The sequence below is a fragment of the Agrobacterium sp. P15N1-A genome (assembly GCF_044626815.1).
GTDB classification, from domain to species: Bacteria; Pseudomonadota; Alphaproteobacteria; order Rhizobiales; family Rhizobiaceae; genus Agrobacterium; species Agrobacterium leguminum.
Window position 1 is genome coordinate 56,233 of sequence record NZ_JBIUPF010000004.1, and the last position, 18,087, is coordinate 74,319.

An 18,087-nucleotide genomic window follows, 5' to 3' on the forward strand; every position below is an offset into this window, starting at 1 on the left:
GTTCTTACTTGGCGCGGGCGCGGTAGATGGTGTCGAGCCAGACGGCGACGACCAGAACCACACCGACGACGATGCGCTGGAAGGGCGTATCGATGCCCACCAGCACCATGCCGGATTGCAGCGACTGCATGACGAGCGCGCCGAGCATCGCGCCCGCTATGGTTCCGACACCGCCGGCAAGCGAGGTGCCGCCAATGACGGCCGCCGCGATGGTGTAAAGCTCGTCCAGCTCGCCCTGGGCATTGGTGGCCGCGTTGAGGCGGGCGGTCGAGATGGCCGCGGCGATGGCGCACAGAACGCCCATCAGCGTGAAGATTTTTACCGTGACCCAGCGGGTCTTGATGCCGGCGAGTTCCGCCGCTTCCGGATTGCCGCCGATGGCGAAAACATAACGCCCGAAACGCAGCCTTGTGGCGATAAAGGTCATCACCGCACCGACGGCAAGCGCCATCAGCACCGGAATGGCGATGCCATGCGAAATGAACAGACCGCCCTCAGGCCAGGCGATGCCATTGGCATCGGCATAGTTGCGGGCGATGTTGACCGGCCATGGGTAGCTGTTGACCACCGCCACGAAACCGATGACGACAAGGCAGCCGAGCGCGGCCAGAAAATATTCCGCCCAGACGGGCCGCAGCGGAAAGCCGAAACGGCGGCGCTGATGGCGGGAATTCAGGATGGCCGCAATGATGGCGACGCAGGCGATGACGGCGGCGATCCAGCTCCATGTCGCGCCGATCGAACCGCTGGTGCCGCCGCCCATCAGGCGAAAGGTGGAGTCCATCGGCGCCACGGTGCGGCCGCTGGTGATGAACCAGGTGCCGCCGCGCCAGACGAGCAGGCCGCCAAGCGTGACGATGAAGGACGGCACGTTCAGGAAGGCGATGATGGAGCCCTGCAACATGCCGATGCCACCACCGACGAGAATGCCGACCATAAGCGTGACGATCCATGTCGCCCAATGTTCGAAGCCGAGGATCTGCGGCAGGATTTCCGCCTGCATGACACCCATGATCATGCCGGAAAAACCGAGGATCGACCCGACCGAAAGGTCGATATTGCGGGTGACGATGACGAGCACCATGCCGGTCGCCATGACGGCCACGGACGCGGTCTGCACGGAAAGGTTCCAGAGGTTTCGCGGCGTCAGGAACAGCCCGCCGGACAGGATATGGAATCCGATCCAGATCAGAAGAAGCGCACCGACCATGCCGAGCAGTCTGGTATCCAGCTCGGTGGCGTTGATGAAGCGCGTTATCGAGCCTGTTTTTTCCGTCTTTTGCGACGTCGTGGAATTGGATTGGGTCATATCGGCCATGTACTGCCGGTGCTCCTCACATCTTGGAGCGCTTTCGCTTTTCCCTGAATCGCGAAAACGCTCCAACGCTTTGTTCTGGCACATTTCCGGACGGAAAACCGGGGCCCACTTTTCCTGGAAATGCTCTAACTCTTTGTTTTGCGCATTTCCGAACGGAAAACCGGGGCCCACTTTTCCTGGAAATGCTCTAAAAGGCGCCGCGCCATGAACCATGGCGCAGCGCCCGAACCGGGACCTATTCGATCAATCGCAGGCTTTGACCGTTTTAGCCTTCACGCCCTGGCAGGCTGTTTCCTTCTTGATCCAGCCGGCGTCGATGACGACGTTCAGATTGTCCTTCGTGATGGCGATAGGCTTGAGGAAGACCGACTGCATCTTCACTTTTTTCGGACCGCCTTCAAAGGTGGAGACACCCTTGATCTCGGTCATCTTCTTGCCGCCGGCCAGTTCCAGCGCGATGCCGGCCGCTTCCTTGCCGAGTTCACGGCTGTCCTTCCAGACCGACACCGTCTGCGTGCCGAGCGCAACGCGGTTCAGCGCCGCGAAATCGGCATCCTGACCGGAAACGGGAACCGAACCGGCCATGCCCTGCGCGGCGAGAGCGGCGATTGCACCGCCGGCCGTGCCGTCATTCGAGGCGACGACCGCATCGACCTTGTTGTTATTCTTGGTCAGGAACTGTTCCATGTTCTTCTGGGCATTTTCCGGCTTCCAGCCATCCGTATAGGCTTCGCCGACATTCTTGATCTTGCCGCCGTCAATGGCGGCCTTCAGCACTTCCTGCTGGCCGGCGAACAGGAAGTCCGCATTCGGGTCGGAAGAAGAGCCCTTGATGAAGACGTAATTGCCTTCGGGCTTCACCTTGAAGACTTCGGCAGCCTGCAGACGGCCGACTTCCTTGTTGTCGAAGGTGATGTAGAAGGCGTTCTGGTTTTCGATCAGACGGTCATAACCCACGACCGGAATACCCTCGGCAACGGCCTTTTCAACGGCCGGACCGATCGCGTCGCTGTCCTGCGCCAGAATGATCAGCGCATTGGCGCCCTGCGAGATCAGCGATTCCACGTCGGTCAGCTGCTTTGCAGCGGATGATTGCGCATCGGCGGAGATGTATTTCGCGCCGGCCTTGTCGAGTGCCGCCTTGATGGCTGCCTCATCCGTTTTCCAGCGTTCTTCCTGGAAATTCGACCAGGAAACGCCGACGACGAGATCGGCCGCGATAGCGGCGGTATGCAGGGAAACGAGTACGGCTGTACCCGCCAAAAGCTTGGCAAAAGAATTCATGATGTCCTCCCGGTAAGGGCGAAGCCCCACACCTCCATGCAGGAAAAACGCCCGGAAAAAGCTGCCGGTCTCTGTGGTTTCACAATTTTCTCGACAGTCGAGAAAATTAATGTCAGAGATTCCCCATGCTGTCAACAACGGCTGCGGGCAGCATCCGGGTGCCTTGATCTTCGCTCTGGCATACGCCATCAGAGTGGATCAGCACGACAGGAAAAAGGCCGTTCAGGGAGCATGCCCCAGCCCATGTCCGCCATTGCAAGTACGGAACTGGTGCGCCAGAAAAACAGCCTGTCGGTGATGGCGGCGCTGCGCCTGCACGGCAGCCTTTCCCACACCGACATGTCGTCTTTCACCGGGCTTGCCTCCGCAACAGTCTCCGCCATCACCACCGAGCTTGAGCGGGCCGGTCTCATTCTGCGGAAAGAGCAGCTCGCCACTGCCGGCCGCGGCCGGCCGCGCATTCTCTTCGGCCCGCGCGGCGCTTTCTGCCATGTCGCCATCGTCATCATCTCTTCCGACAGCGTGCAATATTCGCTGGTCGATTATTCCGGCAAGCTGGTGGACCGCTTCACCGAACAGAGGATTGCGGCTGAAAAAGGCACATTCGGCGGCGCGATCCTCGCCGGCCTCGCAAGACTTGCCGATCGCTCGCGCATCGACCGGCACGATATTCTCCAGGTCTCGATCAGCAGCAAGGGGCTGGTGGATGCGGCAGCTGCAACGCTTGTCTGGTCGCCGGTTCTCGGTGACGAAAGGATCGATTTCCAGCGGCTGGTTTCCGGGGACGGCCGCATTCGCGTGACGCTGAACAACGAGACGCTGCTGGCCGCAAAAGCCATCTGGATGCGGGAGCAGGCAAAAGAAAACCCGGCGCCGGAGGCCCTCGTCACCCTGTCGCTCGGCCACAGCATCGGCCTTGGCATCGCACGCTCGACGGGCGGCGCAATCGATGTCAGCGCCCCCAATTTCGGCCACATGCTGCACCTGGCAGACGGCGCGCTGTGCCGTTGCGGCACTAAAGGCTGCATCGAGGCCTATTCCGGGTTTTACGCCATCCTGCGTTCCGCTTTCGAAGCCCCGCCGCAGGCGGAACCGGCGAAATTCGTACCGATCGCCGAGGTGGACAAGATCGCCGCCTCGGCCCGCACCGGCGCCCGCATGGCACGGTTCGCCTTCCGCACCGCCGGCCTTGCGCTCGGCAACGGTCTTTCACGCCTCTTCAGCCTGCATGGCCATATGCCGGTCTTCATCACCGGCCCCGGCACCCGCTATTTCGATCTTCTGGAAAGCGGCCTGCGCGACGGTCTGGCGCAATCGCAGGCGGTGCGTTTCGGCGGCATGCCGAAAATCGCCATAGCGCCCAGCGAGCCGGAACTGGTGTTCGAAGGGCATATGGAACACGCCCTTTCAGCCGCCGACGACTATATCCTGAGCGCTGACGGCCCTGAGAGACCGGCAAAGAGTTCCGGAAGCTGACGGGGCAACCGGCGGATTTTCAGGCCCGCTCCGCCACGGCTTCGGCCTTTTGCCCGCCGCCCGTCAGCATAGCCACGAAGTCATCGAGACCGGCGGCCTCGTCCTTGTTCAGGCGCAGGCCCTGTTTCGTGCGCCGCCAGAGAATGTCCTCGGCCGCGCAGGCCCATTCGTGCTCAACCAGCCAGCGCACCTCGCATTCATAAAGCGTGCCGCCGAAATGCCGGCCGAGGCCGGAGATATCGGTGGCGCTGCCCAACAGTTCCGCCGCCTTGGTGCCGTAGTTTCTGACAAGTCGCTCGGCATGGCGTCCGTCAAGGAAGGGATAACGGGAGACGAGCGCCCGCACCTGCGTCTCATATCTCTCAGCGCCGAAATCGCCGCCCGGCAGGTGGGAACCCGCCGTCCACGGCTTGCCCTTTTCGCCAATCGCCGCACCGATCTTTTCCAGCGCATGTTCCGCCAGCCGCCGATAGGTGGTGAGCTTGCCGCCGAAAATATTGAGGAGTGGAGCTTTCCCTTCACCCTCTTCAACCTTCAGCACATAATCGCGTGTCGCCTCCTGTGCTTTCGAAGCGCCGTCATCAAAAAGCGGCCGCACGCCGGAATAGGTCCAGACGATATCTTCCGGCCGGACCGGTTCGCTGAAATAGTCGCTGGCCGCGTTGCAGAGATAGGAAATCTCCTCCTCGGAGATGCGAACCCTGGCCGGATCGCCCTTGTAATCGCGGTCCGTGGTGCCGATCAGCGTGAAATCGCGCTCATAGGGAATGGCGAAGATGATGCGGTTATCCGGGTTCTGGAAGAAATAGGCGCGCGGGTCGGAAAACTTCCTGCGCACGATGATATGGCTGCCCTGCACGAGCCGGACATTGTGCACGTCGTTGCGGCCGAAGACGCCGGAAAGCACCTTGTCCACCCAGGGACCGGCGGCATTCACCAGCATGCGCGCCTTGTGCGTGGCCGCCCGTCCGGTTTTTTCATCGAGCGTCTCGATGAGCCACAACCCGCCTTCGCGCCGTGCGGAAACGACCCGTGTGCGGTTCATGATCGTCGCGCCGCGATTGGCCGCGTCGCGCGCGTTGAGGACCACGAAACGGGCATCATCCACCCAGCCGTCGGAATATTCGAAAGCCCTGGCGAAAGCCGGCTTCAGCGGCTTGCCCGCCGGATCCTTGCGAAGATCGAGCGTGCGGGTCGCCGGCAAAAGCTTGCGGCCGCCGAGATTGTCATAAAGAAACAGGCCGAGCCGCACCATCCAGGCCGGGCGCACGCCGCCTTTCTGGATGGGCAGAACGAAACGCATGGGCCAGATGACATGCGGGGCCATGGCCCAGAGAATTTCCCGCTCCATCAGCGCTTCGCGCACCAGACGAAACTCGTAATGTTCGAGATAACGCAGGCCACCATGGATGAGCTTGGTGGCGGCGGAAGAGGTACCGGAAGCGAAATCGCCCTTTTCCGCAAGCGCCACGGAATAGCCCCTGCCCACGGCGTCGCGGGCAATGCCGCAGCCATTGATGCCGCCGCCGATGACAAAAAGATCGAAAATGTTTTCGCCGGACATGAAGCCTCCGCGACAATGCAGGGGAGGAACCCCTTATGGAAAGACAATTATATAAAAACGAAAACAAAACGAATGTCAAAAGAAAACAAACGAACCATGTAAACGCAAATGAAAGCGCCGCCGTGAGCGGTGCTTCACAACGTCAGCCTCTTGGAGCATTTCCGGACGGAAAGCCGGGGTCCACTTTTCTTGGAAATGCTCTAGGAGATTTATGTTTCAGCCGTATGTCTGAGAAACTTGCTCAAGCTCATAGAGCACGCCGCCCATATCCTTCGGATGCAGGAAAAGAACGGGATTGCCATGCGCGCCGATCTTCGGCGCGCCATTACCCAGAATTCGAACGCCCTTTTTGACGAGATCGTCGCGGGCCGCGACAATGTCAGGCACTTCGAAGCAGAGATGGTGCGTGCCGCCGCCCGGATTTCTCTCGAGAAAAGCGGCAATCGGCGAATTTTCGCCGAGCGGATAAAGAAGCTCGATCTTGGTATTCTCAGCCTGAATGAACACAACCGTCACGCCGTGTTCGGGTAGCGACTGCGGTTCCGAGACATCTGCGCCCAGCGCCCTGTAACGGGCAATGGCGGTATTAAGATCGGGCACCGCGATGGCGACGTGATTCAGTCTTCCGAACATGGCCGTCTTTCCCTCACGCGTTCCGCCGGATGCCTTCCAGCAGGTCGAGAACTTTGTTGGCGGCATCCATGACATTGGTGCCGGGTCCGAAAATCGCCGAGACACCGTGGTCGAGCAGGAACTGATAATCCTGCCGCGGAATGACGCCGCCGACCACGACGATGATGTCTTCCGCGCCCTTCTGTTTCAGTGCCTCGACCAGCTGCGGCGCCAGCGTCTTGTGCCCGGCGGCGAGCGACGACATGCCGACCACATGCACCCTGTTCTGGACGGCGAGATCGGCCGCTTCAACGGGTGTCTGAAACAGGGGGCCGGCCAGCACATCGAAACCGATATCGCCAAAGGCGGAGGCGATGACCTTCGCGCCACGATCATGCCCATCCTGCCCGAGCTTGGCGACCATGATGCGCGGCTTGGTGCCGATCCTCTCGGCAACACCGGAAAGCCGCGCGGCGAGCGTGGCAAGTTCCGGCTCGTCCTTATAGGCCTCGCCGTAAATATCGCTCACCACCTCCGGCACGGCGGCATGGTCGCCGAAGGCCGCACGCAGCGCATCGGAAATCTCTCCCACCGTGGCACGGGCCCGGGCGGCGACAACCGCGGCTTCGAGAATATTGCCCTTGCCGCTGCGGGCGATCTCGGAAAGTGCGGCCAAAGCGGCGGTCACGTCCTTGCCATCGCGGCGACGGCGCGTCTCTTCGATGCGGCGGATTTGCGCGGCACGCACGGCGGCGTTGTCGATATCGAGAACATCGATATCCTCTTCATTTTCGAGACGGTAACGGTTGACGCCGACGATGACCTCCTCGCCCTTGTCCACCGCCGCCTGGCGGCGCGTCGCCGCCTCTTCGATCAGCCGTTTCGGCAGGCCTTCCGCCACGGCTTTTGTCATGCCGCCAAGCGCCTCCACCTCCTCGATCAGCGCCCAGGCCTTCTCTGCCAGTTCGTCCGTCAGGCTTTCGACATAATAGGAGCCGGCCAGCGGATCGACGACCTTGGTGACGCCGGTTTCATGCTGGAGGATAAGCTGGGTATTGCGGGCGATGCGGGCGGAAAACTCCGTCGGCAGGGCAATCGCCTCATCGAAGGAATTGGTGTGCAGCGACTGCGTGCCTCCCAGCACGGCGGACATGGCTTCAAACGCGGTGCGGACAATGTTGTTATAGGGGTCCTGTTCCTGCAGCGAGACGCCCGACGTCTGGCAATGGGTACGCAGCATCAGCGACGAGGCCTTCTGCGGCTTGAACTCCTCCATGATGCGCGACCAGAGCAGGCGCGCGGCGCGCAGCTTCGCCGCCTCCATGAAAAAATTCATGCCGATGGCGAAAAAGAACGACAGGCGCCCGGCAAAATCATCGACATTCAGCCCCTTGGCCAGCGCCGCCCGCACATATTCGCGGCCATCCGCCAGCGTGAAGGCCAGTTCCTGCACGAGCGTCGCACCCGCTTCCTGCATGTGATAGCCGGAAATGGAGATGGAGTTGAATTTCGGCATCTCCTTCGCCGTATATTCGATGATATCGGCAATGATCCGCATCGAGGGTTCCGGCGGATAGATATAGGTGTTGCGGACCATGAACTCCTTGAGGATATCGTTCTGAATGGTGCCGGAAAGGGCGGCGCGGGGAACGCCCTGCTCTTCCCCCGCAACGATGAAACTGGCGAGCACGGGAATGACAGCGCCATTCATGGTCATCGACACCGAGACTTTTTCGAGCGGGATGCCGTCGAACAGGATTTTCATGTCCTCGACGCTGTCGATCGCCACGCCCGCTTTGCCGACATCGCCCTCCACACGCGGATGATCGCTGTCATAACCGCGATGGGTGGCGAGATCGAAGGCAACCGAAACACCCTGCTGACCGGCGGCCAGCGCCTTGCGGTAAAAGGCGTTGGAGGCTTCGGCCGTGGAAAAACCGGCATATTGGCGGATGGTCCAGGGCCGCCCGGCATACATGGTGGCACGCGGGCCGCGCGTGAAAGGGGCAAAGCCCGGCAGGCTGTCGAGATGGGAAATCTTTTGCAGATCGTCAACCGTATAGAGCGGCTTGACCTCGATGCCCTCGGGCGTGTGCCAGACGAGCGTTTCCGGTGAACGCTTCAGCTCTTTTTCAGCAAGCTGCAGCCAATCCCGCACCGTTTTTTCACCCGACATGCATCTCTCCCCTTCTGCATTTCATTTTAGCACTGTGGCCGGTGATCGTGACGAAAATCGAACGATCCGCCCGCAGGTCCGACCCCGTAAACCGCTCCGATCCAGATGCGTTCCGGAAAACGGCAGCGGCCGTCACTCGAATTCGAGGATGACTTCATCCACCGCGAGGCTGTCGCCCGGTTTTGCCGCCACTCTGGCAACGCGGCCGCGTTTTTCCGCGCGCAGGATGTTTTCCATCTTCATGGCCTCCACCGTCGCCAACGCCTGCCCGGCCTCCACCTCGTCGCCCTCACCCACGGAAATACCGGTGATGACGCCCGGCATGGGGCAGAGCAGCAGTTTCGATGTATCCGGCGGCAGTTTTTCCGGCATCAGCAGCGCCAGTTCCGCCACACGCGGGCTGCGCACATGGGCGCGAATATCCATGCCGCGCCAGCGCAGGCGGATCGCAGCACCTGCAAGATCGACCTTGGCGGCGATAACCTCACCTTCCACCGTGAACAGGCCGAGGCTCTGCCCGGGAAGCCAGCCGGTATCGACGGTGAGCGCCGCCCCGTCTTCAAAACGGACCGCCGTGCCATCCGTGCCGGTTTCAACGCTAACTTTGTGGCGGGATGCGCCTGATGACACCACCCAGTCCTGGCCGACGATGCGGCGATGATTGCCGATCGTGCCGGAAATTTCGACCGCGCGGCTCTGCAGCCGCTGATGGATGATGGCGGCGACGGCGGAAAGCTGGCGCGCCGTGGCCTCATCCGGCTCCACCCCGGAAAATCCTTCCGGAAACTCTTCCGCGATAAAGCCCGTCGTGAGCCTACCGGCGCGGAAACGCTCATGCTGCATGACGGCCGACAGGAAGGGCAGATTGTGGCCGATGCCCTCCACCTCGAAGCGATCCAGCGCCTGCCCCATGGCGTCGATTGCCGTTTCGCGTTCCTTACCCCAGCTGCACAGCTTGGCGATCATGGGATCGTAATACATCGAGATTTCGCCGCCTTCGAAAACGCCGGTATCGTTGCGGATCACGGTGCCGTTTTCCTGCGCACCCTCCTGCGGCGGGCGATAACGCGTCAGCCGGCCGATGGAGGGAAGGAAGTTGCGATAGGGATCTTCAGCATAAAGCCGGCTTTCGATGGCCCAGCCATTCAGCTTAACATCCGCCTGCCCGAAGGAGAGCTTTTCACCCGATGCCACACGGATCATCTGTTCGACCAGATCGATGCCGGTGACGAGTTCCGTTACCGGATGCTCCACCTGCAGACGAGTGTTCATTTCCAGAAAGTAGAAATTCCTCTCGCCATCGACGATGAATTCCACCGTGCCGGCCGAATGGTAACCGACCGCTCTCGCCAGCGCCACGGCCTGCTCGCCCATGGCCTTGCGGGTCGCCTCATCCAGAAAGGGCGATGGCGCTTCCTCGATGACTTTCTGGTTACGGCGCTGGATCGAGCATTCGCGCTCACCCAGATAAAGTGTGTTGCCGTACTTGTCGCCCAGCACCTGAATTTCAATATGGCGCGGCTGGGTGACGAATTTCTCGATGAAGATGCGGTCGTCGCCAAAGGAGGATTTCGCCTCGTTTTTCGAGGACTGGAAACCCTCACGCGCCTCGGCATCGTTGAAGGCGATGCGCATGCCCTTGCCGCCGCCGCCGGCCGATGCCTTGATCATGACGGGATAACCGATCTGCGACGCGATCCTCACCGCCTCATCCGCATCCTCGATCAATCCCATATGGCCGGGAACGGTGGAAACACCCGCTTCTGCGGCCAGTTTCTTGGAAGTGATCTTGTCACCCATGGCCTTGATGGCGACAACAGGCGGACCGACGAAGACGACGCCCGCCTTTTCCAGCGCCTCGGCAAAGGCGGCATTTTCCGACAGGAAACCGTAACCGGGATGGACAGCATCTGCCCCGGTCTTCGCGATTGCCTCAAGAATCCTGTCGATGACGATATAGGACTGCGATGAGGGGGCCGGCCCGATATGAACGGCCTCATCCGCTTGTCTCACATGCAGCGCACTGGCATCCGCATCCGAATAGACCGCGACAGTGGCGATGCCCATCTTCTTCGCGGTCTTGATGACCCGGCAGGCGATCTCGCCGCGATTGGCGATGAGGATTTTCTTGATCATGCGGTTATTCTCCCCTCGCATCGTCATCATCGTCGCGGAATTTCTTTTCATAGGGCATCATCAGGATCGCCGAGGCGGTGGCGGCGGCGCCGAACAGGGATGCAATGGGCATGACGACCAGCAGCACGGGCACGACCGGATTTGCCGCACGGGCGATGCGCGCGCCCAAACCGCCAATGTCGAGAAAGATCAGAGCTGCACCGACGCAGACACCGATCAGCACACCAACTGCCGCATTGAGCGCCAAGAAACGCAACATCTGCCGATGATCCAGCCGGGCGGCTTCCGGCGTCATCTTTGGCTTCGGATCACGACTGCCGGATGCCCTGCCTGCGTTGCCACCGCGGCGTTGTCCCAGCCAGCGTCGCAGCCATTGCAGGTCCATATGGAGTATGTCGACAATCATGCTCCTCCTCCCCCTCAGGAAAAATGTCGCCGCCCGCCCTCAAATCTCGAAGAAATTCTCGAAGGATTCCGGGAAGTTCTGCCGCGCGACGCGCTCGTCAATCACCAGCATCGCCTGATAGGAAAGTGGATCGAAATTCTTCTCCGCCGGCACGACCTCGCGGCCGAAGAGCAGGTTGAGGCGGGCGGCGTCGAGATTGCCGCGTTCGAAAGGCTCGGCACCGAAATGGTGCCAGAGCGAGTGCAGGAAGGCGGCATCGATGCGATGCTCCTTGGTGTCGTTGCGCGCCCGGCGGGGTATCATCTTGATAGGCGTTACCCCTTTGGGGTTGGCGCGGCGGATGGTGAACTGGACGCCCGTGCTCGGCATGCCGGAGGGAAATCCCTTGTGTTTGGTCATTTCGGGCAGGTTCGCCATCTTTTGTCCTTCCAGAACATTTCCACTAAAAGCTGCCTTGCTTTTACGTCCGGAAATGCGTCAATTCAAATAGTTAGAGCGCTTTTGGCGCTCTAATCTTTCCTTATGCCTTGCCGATCTTATCCTGCGTCTTCGTCTCGAAGTCGGAAGCATCGTGGCGTTCATGCAATTGTTCGGACGGATCGCCCGAGGTCTTGTTGACGATCACACCGCGCTTGACCGCCGGGCGTTCGCCGATTTCGAGCGTCCAGCGCATGACGTTTTTGTAACCGTCCGCCTCAAGGAAAGCACCGGCATCGCCATAGGCCTGACCGAGCGCGATCTTGCCATACCACGGCCAGACGGCCATGTCGGCGATCGTATATTCCGAACCCGCCAGATAGCGGTTCTCAGCCAGATGCCGGTCCAGCACGTCGAGCTGGCGTTTGACTTCCATGGCGTAGCGGTCGATGGCGTATTTGATCTTCACCGGCGCATAGGCATAAAAATGGCCGAAACCGCCGCCGAGGAAGGGGGCGGAGCCCATCTGCCAGAACAGCCAGTTCAGCGCCTGCGTGCGGGCATTGCCCTCTTTCGGCAGGAAGGCGCCGAATTTTTCCGCGAGGTAAACGAGAATGGAGCCGCTTTCGAAAACGCGCGTCGGTTCAGGCGTCGAGTGATCCATCAGCGCCGGAATCTTGGAATTCGGATTGACGCCGACGAAACCGGAACCGAACTGGTCGCCTTCGCCGATCTTGATCAGCCAGGCATCATAATCTGCGCCCTTGTGGCCGGCGGCCAGCAATTCTTCCAGCATGATGGTGACCTTCTGGCCATTCGGCGTCGCCAGCGAATAAAGCTGCAGCGGGTGCTTGCCGACCGGCAGTTCCTTTTCTTGGGTGGGACCGGCAATCGGACGGTTGATATTGGCGAACTGGCCGCCATTGCCCTTGTCCCAGGTCCAGACCCTGGGCACCTCATATCCGGCGGGGAAATTATCTGCGGAGGAATTTTCGGCCATGAAAATGTGTCCTTGTGCGTTTCGGGAGGACATCCGGACATCCGGGCGCCTGAACAAACATATAGTAAGGTGGCCGAAGCATTTTTCCAGTCTCAGAGCGGAATAGTGTCGTGTTTCTTCCAGCGGGTTTCCACGCTCTTGTTACGCAGCGACGCGAAGGCGCGGGCGATGCGGCGGCGTGAGGAATGCGGCATGATGACCTCATCGATGAAACCGCGCTCCGCCGCCACAAAGGGATTGGCGAAACGCTCCTCATATTCCTTTGTGCGCGCGGCGATCTTTTCCGGATCGGAAAGCTCGGAACGATAGAGGATTTCCGCCGCACCCTTCGCGCCCATCACGGCAATTTCCGCCGTCGGCCAGGCGTAATTCACATCCGCGCCGATGTGTTTGGAGGCCATCACGTCATAAGCGCCGCCATAGGCCTTGCGGGTAATCAGCGTCACCATCGGCACCGTCGCTTCCGAATAGGCGAAGAGAAGTTTCGCGCCGTGCTTGATGACGCCGCCATATTCCTGTGCGGTGCCGGGCAGGAAACCCGGCACATCCACCAGCGTCAGCAGCGGAATATTGAAGGCATCGCAAAAGCGCACGAAACGTGCCGCCTTGCGCGAACTGTCGATATCGAGGCAGCCGGCCAGCACCATCGGCTGGTTGGCCACGACGCCCACCGTCTGGCCTTCGAGACGGATGAAGCCGGTGATGATGTTGCGGGCGAAAGCCTCCTGCAACTCGAAGAAATCGCCCTCATCGGCCAGCGCGTGGATCAGTTCCTTCATGTCATAGGGCTTGTTGGAACTGTCGGGGATCAGCGTATCGAGCCGTGCTTCCAGCCGCGCCGGATCGTCATGGAACGGGCGCACCGGCGGCTTTTCGCGATTGTTCAGCGGTAGGAAATCGAACAGCAGCCGCACATGTTCCAGCGTTTCGATGTCGTTTTCATAAGCGCCGTCGGCGACGGAGGATTTTTTCGTATGGGTGGAGGCTCCACCCAGTTCCTCAGCCGTAACGATCTCGTTGGTCACGGTTTTGACCACATCCGGCCCGGTGACGAACATGTAGGAGGTGTCGCGCACCATGAAGATGAAATCGGTCATGGCCGGCGAATAAACCGCACCGCCCGCACAAGGCCCCATGATGACGGAAATTTGCGGCACGACGCCGGAGGCGATGACATTGCGCTTGAACACATCGGCATAACCGCCGAGCGAGGCCACGCCTTCCTGAATACGCGCGCCGCCGCTGTCGTTGAGGCCGATCACCGGCGCGCCGTTGCGCACCGCCATATCCATGATCTTGCAGATTTTCTGGGCATGGGTTTCCGAGAGCGAACCGCCAAGAACGGTGAAATCCTGGGAAAACACATAGACCTGACGGCCATTGATGGTGCCCCAGCCGGTAACGACACCGTCACCCGCCACCTTCTGCTCCGCCATGCCGAAATCCACCGCCCGGTGGGTGACGTACATGTCGTATTCCTCGAAGGAACCTTCATCCAGGAGCACGTCGATACGCTCGCGCGCCGTCAGCTTGCCCTTGGCGTGCTGCGCCTCGATGCGCTTGACGCCGCCGCCGAGCCGCGCCTCAGCGCGCCGCGTTTCCAATTGCTCCAGAATGCCGGGCATGTTTCCTCCATGCGTTGTGCCACGATCAATAGCCCAGAAAACATTCGCCAAGAAGCCTTGATCGTGCGCGTATGCGTGCCATAAATATTTGCAATGTTTAATTTTGCAAAGTTGCAACATGGCGACGGAAAAACTCTTCATCGGCCGCAAGGTTCGCGGCCTTCGCGAAAACGCCCGCGCCACGCAGGCGCAATTCGCCGAACGGCTGGGCATCTCCGCAAGTTACCTGAACCAGATCGAGAATAACCAACGCCCGGTTTCGGCCAGCGTTCTGGTGACGCTGGTGGAAAAATTCCAGCTCGACATGGCGGAACTGGCGACCGGTGAAAGCGACCGGCTGGTTTCCGCCGTGCGCGAGGCGCTGAAAGACCCGTTGTTCCTGAATTACGAACCGGGGCTTCAGGAGTTGAAGCTGATTGCCCAGAACGCGCCCGGTTTTGCCCACGCGCTGCTGCGCGCCCATCAAGCTTACCGGCAGAACAGCGAGCAGCTGGTGCAGCTGGATGACCGGCTGGGCCGCGGCACAGCGCAGGTGGAAAGAACCCCCTATGAGGAGGTGCGTGACTTCTTCCACTTCGTCGACAATTACGTCGCCGAGATCGATCTTCTGGCCGAGGAGCTGGCGGAAGAACTGGAGATAGAAGGCGGCGAGACCTATGGCATTCTGGCGGCGCATCTGCGCGACCGTTACGGCATCCATATCACCCGAACCGAGGCGGCGGGCGGTCTGATCCGGCACTTCGATCCTGCTGGCAAGACGCTCGCCCTCAGCTCCTACATGGCCGCGCCGACCCGCTGTTTTCAGCTTGCATTGCAGATCGCCCAGCTTCACGCTGGCGCGACGGTGGACAGGGTGCTGGCCGGCGCCGGTTTCCGCAACACGGAAGCGGCCGAAATCTGTCGTATCGGACTGCACAATTATTTCGCCGCAGCGCTCATTCTGCCCTATGGGCAATTTCACCGGGCGGCGCAGGAGCTACGCCACGATCTCGAGCTTCTCGCCGTGCGTTTCGGCGCGAGCCTTGAGCAGGTGGCCCACCGGCTGAGCACCTTGCAGCGCCCGGGCATGAAAGGCGTGCCGATCTTTTTCGCCAAGATCGACCGCGCCGGCAACATCACCAAACGCCACAGCGCCACGCGGCTACAATTTGCCCGTTTCGGCGCGGCCTGTCCGCTGTGGAATATCCATCAAGCCTTCGAAAGCTCCGACAGGATCGTACGGCAGCTGGCGGAAACACCTGACGGCGTGCGCTACCTTTCCATCGCCACGCAGATCGAAAAGGCCGGCGCCGGTTTCAACACGGAAAGACCGCGTTATGCCATAGCGCTTGGCTGCGAAATTTCACACGCGCAGAATTTCGTTTATGCCGATACGCTCGATCTCGGTAATGCGGCTTCCTTCAAAGCCATCGGCATTTCCTGTCGGGTCTGCGAGAGGGTGGATTGCGTGCAGCGCGCCGTGCCGCCGCTGAAACGCAAGCTGCATTTCGATCATCTTTCGCGCGGAGCCCTGCCCTACAGTATCGCCGATTTTTGACCAAGCTCAGGGCAGCGGCACCATGGCGCGCCGCATGATGTTGGCATAATAGCCCCAGAAAAGCCGGGCGGCCACGGAGCGCCATGGCGACCAGATTGTTGCCCGCTCCGCCAGCCATTTCGCATCCGGCCTGACCTCCAAGCTTAGCGCATGAGCCACCGCCGATCTCAGCGCCACATCGCCGACCGGAAAAATATCCGGGTGCCCGCCGCAAAACATCAGATAGACCTCCGCCGTCCACGGGCCGATACCGCGAAGCGCAACCAGTTCGGAAAGGGCCGCACGGCCCTCCTTGCGCACCACGCCGTCAAGATCGATCTGCCCTTCCGTGACGGCGCGCGCCAGCCCTTCCAGCGTCGTCGCCTTGGCGCGCGAAAGGCCGAAGGTGGCACGCAATTCCGCCGGTACACCGAGATAATTTTCCGCCGTGACTGCGCCGCCAGTGCCGGCAAGGATACGCGCCCATATGGCATTGGCGCTGGCGCGCGACACCATTTGCGAGACGACGATATGGGCAAGGCCGGAAAAGCCGGGCTCATGAATGCGCAGTTCCAGCGGACCGGCTTTTTCGATGACGAGGCCGAGAGCCGGATCGAGTTGGGCGAGATGCTCCAGCCCTTCGCTGATGTCATCCATCCCGGTAATGATTTTCATGTCCGTCATTCCATATGCCGCCAGCCGCTGGCGGGGTGCTTTAAAACATGGCAGAAGAAACCATGCCTTCGCCTCTCCGTCAAAAACCGGTTTACCGTTTCGCACCAAGCCCCAACGGCCTGCTGCATCTCGGCCACGCGCTTTCCGCCTTCCTGAACCACGATATGGCGCGGGAAAATGACGGCCGCTTTCTGCTGCGCATCGAGGATATAGACCAGACACGCTGCACCCCGGAGCTGGAACAGGCAATTTATGACGATCTTGGCTGGCTGGGTCTCGACTGGGAAAAACCTGCGCGGCGGCAATCGGAGCATTTCGAAGAGTACCGTGTCGCGCTGGAAAGTCTGATCAAGGCAGGACTTGCTTACCCTGCTTTTCTGAGCCGTGGAGAAACCAGGGCAATCGTTCGTACTTTCGAGGCGGAGGGCGGGCTCTGGCCCCGCGATCCCGATGGCGCGCCACTTTACCCGGCCATAGACCGGGAGAGGCCAAGGGTGGAACGGGATGCGCTGCTCGCTTCCGGCCGTCCGCACGCCTGGCGGCTCGATATGGAAAAGGCGATCCGCGCCGCCGGCAGCCCCCTGTTCTGGCAGGAGAGCGGCGATGGCGAGACGGGACAGATCGAGGCCCTGCCAGCGCTTTGGGGCGATGTGGTGCTGTCGCGTTCCGACGCGCCGTCGAGCTATCATCTTTCCGTTGTGGTGGACGATGCGCTGCAGGGCATAACCCATGTGGTGCGCGGCATGGATCTCTATCACGCCACCGCCATTCACCGGCTGTTGCAACACCTGCTGGACCTGCCGCAACCGGCCTATCACCATCACCGGCTGATCTTGGGCGCGGACGGGCGCAAGCTCTCGAAAAGCGAAGGCAGCACCGGGCTTTCCGCCCTTCGTTCGGAAGGTGCTGCGCCCTCAGATATCCGCCGGCTTGTCGGGCTCCTCTAGAACCTGCTCGCGACGCGCGCTGTTGCCGCCGATATTGCGGCGGATGATCTGCCGGACCTTGTATTTCATCAGCGCGGCATTCACCTCAGCCCCCAGCATGAAGATGACACCGACCATATAAAGAAACACCAGCACCACCATCACCGAGGCGAGACCGGCATAGGTGGCGGCATAATTGGCGAAGGTGGAGAGATAATAGGCGAAGATCGCGGCCCCGATGACCCAGAAGATCATCGTCAGGAGAATGCCCGGCCAGACATCCCAGATGCGGCGCTTGCCGGCGGGAAGCCACAGATGCGCCGCCACCAGCCCCGCCGTCAGCACCACGATGGTGCCGTAAAGACCGAGGCTGGAGATGGTATTCAGCACATCCGTCAGCCACGGAAACCGCTGCTCGGCAAAAGAGGTGGCGACCGGCACGGCAACCAGCACGATGCTGATGCCGGCAAAGACCACGACGGCGATCAGGACATAAAGCAGGCTGAGCAGGCGGGTGACATACCACCAGCGCGTTTCGGTAACACGATAGGCGCGGTTCAATGAAATGCGCAGCGCCTCCACACCATTGGACGCAAAATAGGCGGCCGCCAGCACCGAAATCGTCAGCAGCCCGCCGCGCGGAATGGTCAGCACCTGCTGCACCTGCGCCGCCAGCGGCCCGGCAATCGCCTCCGGCCACGTGTCGAAAATCAGATGCACCGCCGTTTCGGAAAACTGGTCGGCCCCCAGAAAGCCGGCGAGAGCCGTGCCGAAAATGAGAAACGGAAACAGGGCCAGCAGGATGGACAGCGCCATATGGCTCGCCATCGCCCAGCCGTCATCCTCGGCGAAATGGGAATAGGCATCGAAGGCAACCTTGCCTGCCAGGCGCACTGCGGCAACCATGTCACCTCCATTCATCGGCATTTCATTTGTAACTTCGAGCCGAATATGGG

15 protein-coding genes are annotated in these 18,087 nt (G+C 60.8%); 3 read left to right on the top strand and 12 right to left on the bottom strand.

Annotated features, from left to right (window positions below; all coding sequences use genetic code 11):
* Positions 1 to 4 precede the first annotated feature (4 nt).
* Entirely contained in the window at positions 5 to 1,318 is a 1,314-nt protein-coding gene (locus ACIK7D_RS15310; protein WP_137004961.1) for a sugar ABC transporter permease, read from the bottom strand.
* A 243-nt stretch (positions 1,319 to 1,561) separates the two neighbouring features.
* Positions 1,562 to 2,602, bottom strand: a complete 1,041-nt coding sequence (xylF, locus tag ACIK7D_RS15315; RefSeq protein ID WP_065657077.1) for a D-xylose ABC transporter substrate-binding protein — start codon at positions 2,600 to 2,602, stop codon at positions 1,562 to 1,564.
* A 243-nt stretch (positions 2,603 to 2,845) separates the two neighbouring features.
* On the opposite strand from xylF, the gene ACIK7D_RS15320 reads away from it, so the two are divergent.
* Positions 2,846 to 4,078, top strand: coding sequence for an ROK family transcriptional regulator (locus ACIK7D_RS15320; RefSeq protein WP_164865269.1), 1,233 nt, complete (start codon positions 2,846 to 2,848; stop codon positions 4,076 to 4,078).
* 19 nt (positions 4,079 to 4,097) lie between these two features.
* On the opposite strand, the gene ACIK7D_RS15325 is transcribed toward ACIK7D_RS15320, so the two are convergent.
* The 8 genes from ACIK7D_RS15325 to ACIK7D_RS15360 all read right to left on the bottom strand — a co-directional run bounded on the left by ACIK7D_RS15325 (position 4,098) and on the right by ACIK7D_RS15360 (position 14,014).
* Positions 4,098 to 5,642, bottom strand: a complete 1,545-nt coding sequence (locus ACIK7D_RS15325) for a glycerol-3-phosphate dehydrogenase (RefSeq protein WP_400156715.1) — start codon at positions 5,640 to 5,642, stop codon at positions 4,098 to 4,100.
* Positions 5,643 to 5,858: 216 nt separating this feature from the next.
* Positions 5,859 to 6,275: a methylmalonyl-CoA epimerase gene (mce, locus tag ACIK7D_RS15330; RefSeq protein ID WP_400156716.1), complete on the bottom strand. Its 417-nt coding sequence runs from the start codon at positions 6,273 to 6,275 to the stop codon at positions 5,859 to 5,861.
* A 13-nt stretch (positions 6,276 to 6,288) separates the two neighbouring features.
* Positions 6,289 to 8,430: a methylmalonyl-CoA mutase gene (gene scpA, locus ACIK7D_RS15335; RefSeq protein WP_400156717.1), complete on the bottom strand. Its 2,142-nt coding sequence runs from the start codon at positions 8,428 to 8,430 to the stop codon at positions 6,289 to 6,291.
* A gap of 132 nt (positions 8,431 to 8,562) precedes the next feature.
* Positions 8,563 to 10,566, bottom strand: coding sequence for an acetyl-CoA carboxylase biotin carboxylase subunit (locus ACIK7D_RS15340; RefSeq protein WP_400156718.1), 2,004 nt, complete (start codon positions 10,564 to 10,566; stop codon positions 8,563 to 8,565).
* Positions 10,567 to 10,570: 4 nt separating this feature from the next.
* On the bottom strand, positions 10,571 to 10,972 hold the full coding sequence (locus tag ACIK7D_RS15345; protein ID WP_127755634.1) for a hypothetical protein: 402 nt from the start codon (positions 10,970 to 10,972) through the stop codon (positions 10,571 to 10,573).
* 39 nt (positions 10,973 to 11,011) lie between these two features.
* Positions 11,012 to 11,389, bottom strand: coding sequence for a hypothetical protein (locus ACIK7D_RS15350; protein WP_003520841.1), 378 nt, complete (start codon positions 11,387 to 11,389; stop codon positions 11,012 to 11,014).
* 103 nt (positions 11,390 to 11,492) lie between these two features.
* Entirely contained in the window at positions 11,493 to 12,389 is an 897-nt protein-coding gene (yghU, locus tag ACIK7D_RS15355) for a glutathione-dependent disulfide-bond oxidoreductase (RefSeq protein WP_400156719.1), read from the bottom strand.
* A 92-nt stretch (positions 12,390 to 12,481) separates the two neighbouring features.
* Positions 12,482 to 14,014: an acyl-CoA carboxylase subunit beta gene (locus ACIK7D_RS15360; protein WP_400156720.1), complete on the bottom strand. Its 1,533-nt coding sequence runs from the start codon at positions 14,012 to 14,014 to the stop codon at positions 12,482 to 12,484.
* Between the two features lie 118 nt (positions 14,015 to 14,132).
* Here ACIK7D_RS15360 and ACIK7D_RS15365 point away from each other — a divergent pair, with 118 nt between their 5' ends.
* A complete protein-coding gene (locus ACIK7D_RS15365; RefSeq protein ID WP_400156721.1) occupies positions 14,133 to 15,551 on the top strand; it encodes a short-chain fatty acyl-CoA regulator family protein in 1,419 nt (472 codons plus the stop codon).
* A gap of 6 nt (positions 15,552 to 15,557) precedes the next feature.
* Here ACIK7D_RS15365 and ACIK7D_RS15370 read toward each other — a convergent pair whose 3' ends face one another.
* Entirely contained in the window at positions 15,558 to 16,214 is a 657-nt protein-coding gene (locus tag ACIK7D_RS15370) for a DNA-3-methyladenine glycosylase family protein (protein WP_400156722.1), read from the bottom strand.
* Between the two features lie 38 nt (positions 16,215 to 16,252).
* Here ACIK7D_RS15370 and gluQRS point away from each other — a divergent pair, with 38 nt between their 5' ends.
* Positions 16,253 to 17,152: a tRNA glutamyl-Q(34) synthetase GluQRS gene (gluQRS, locus tag ACIK7D_RS15375; protein ID WP_400156723.1), complete on the top strand. Its 900-nt coding sequence runs from the start codon at positions 16,253 to 16,255 to the stop codon at positions 17,150 to 17,152.
* Here the strand turns inward: gluQRS and ACIK7D_RS15380 are convergent.
* Positions 17,120 to 18,037 carry a YihY/virulence factor BrkB family protein gene (locus ACIK7D_RS15380; protein WP_080820975.1) on the bottom strand — a complete coding sequence of 306 codons (918 nt, stop codon included), beginning with the start codon at positions 18,035 to 18,037 and terminating at the stop codon, positions 17,120 to 17,122. The two genes, gluQRS and ACIK7D_RS15380, sit on opposite strands and share 33 nt — an antisense overlap.
* Positions 18,038 to 18,087: the final 50 nt, after the last annotated feature.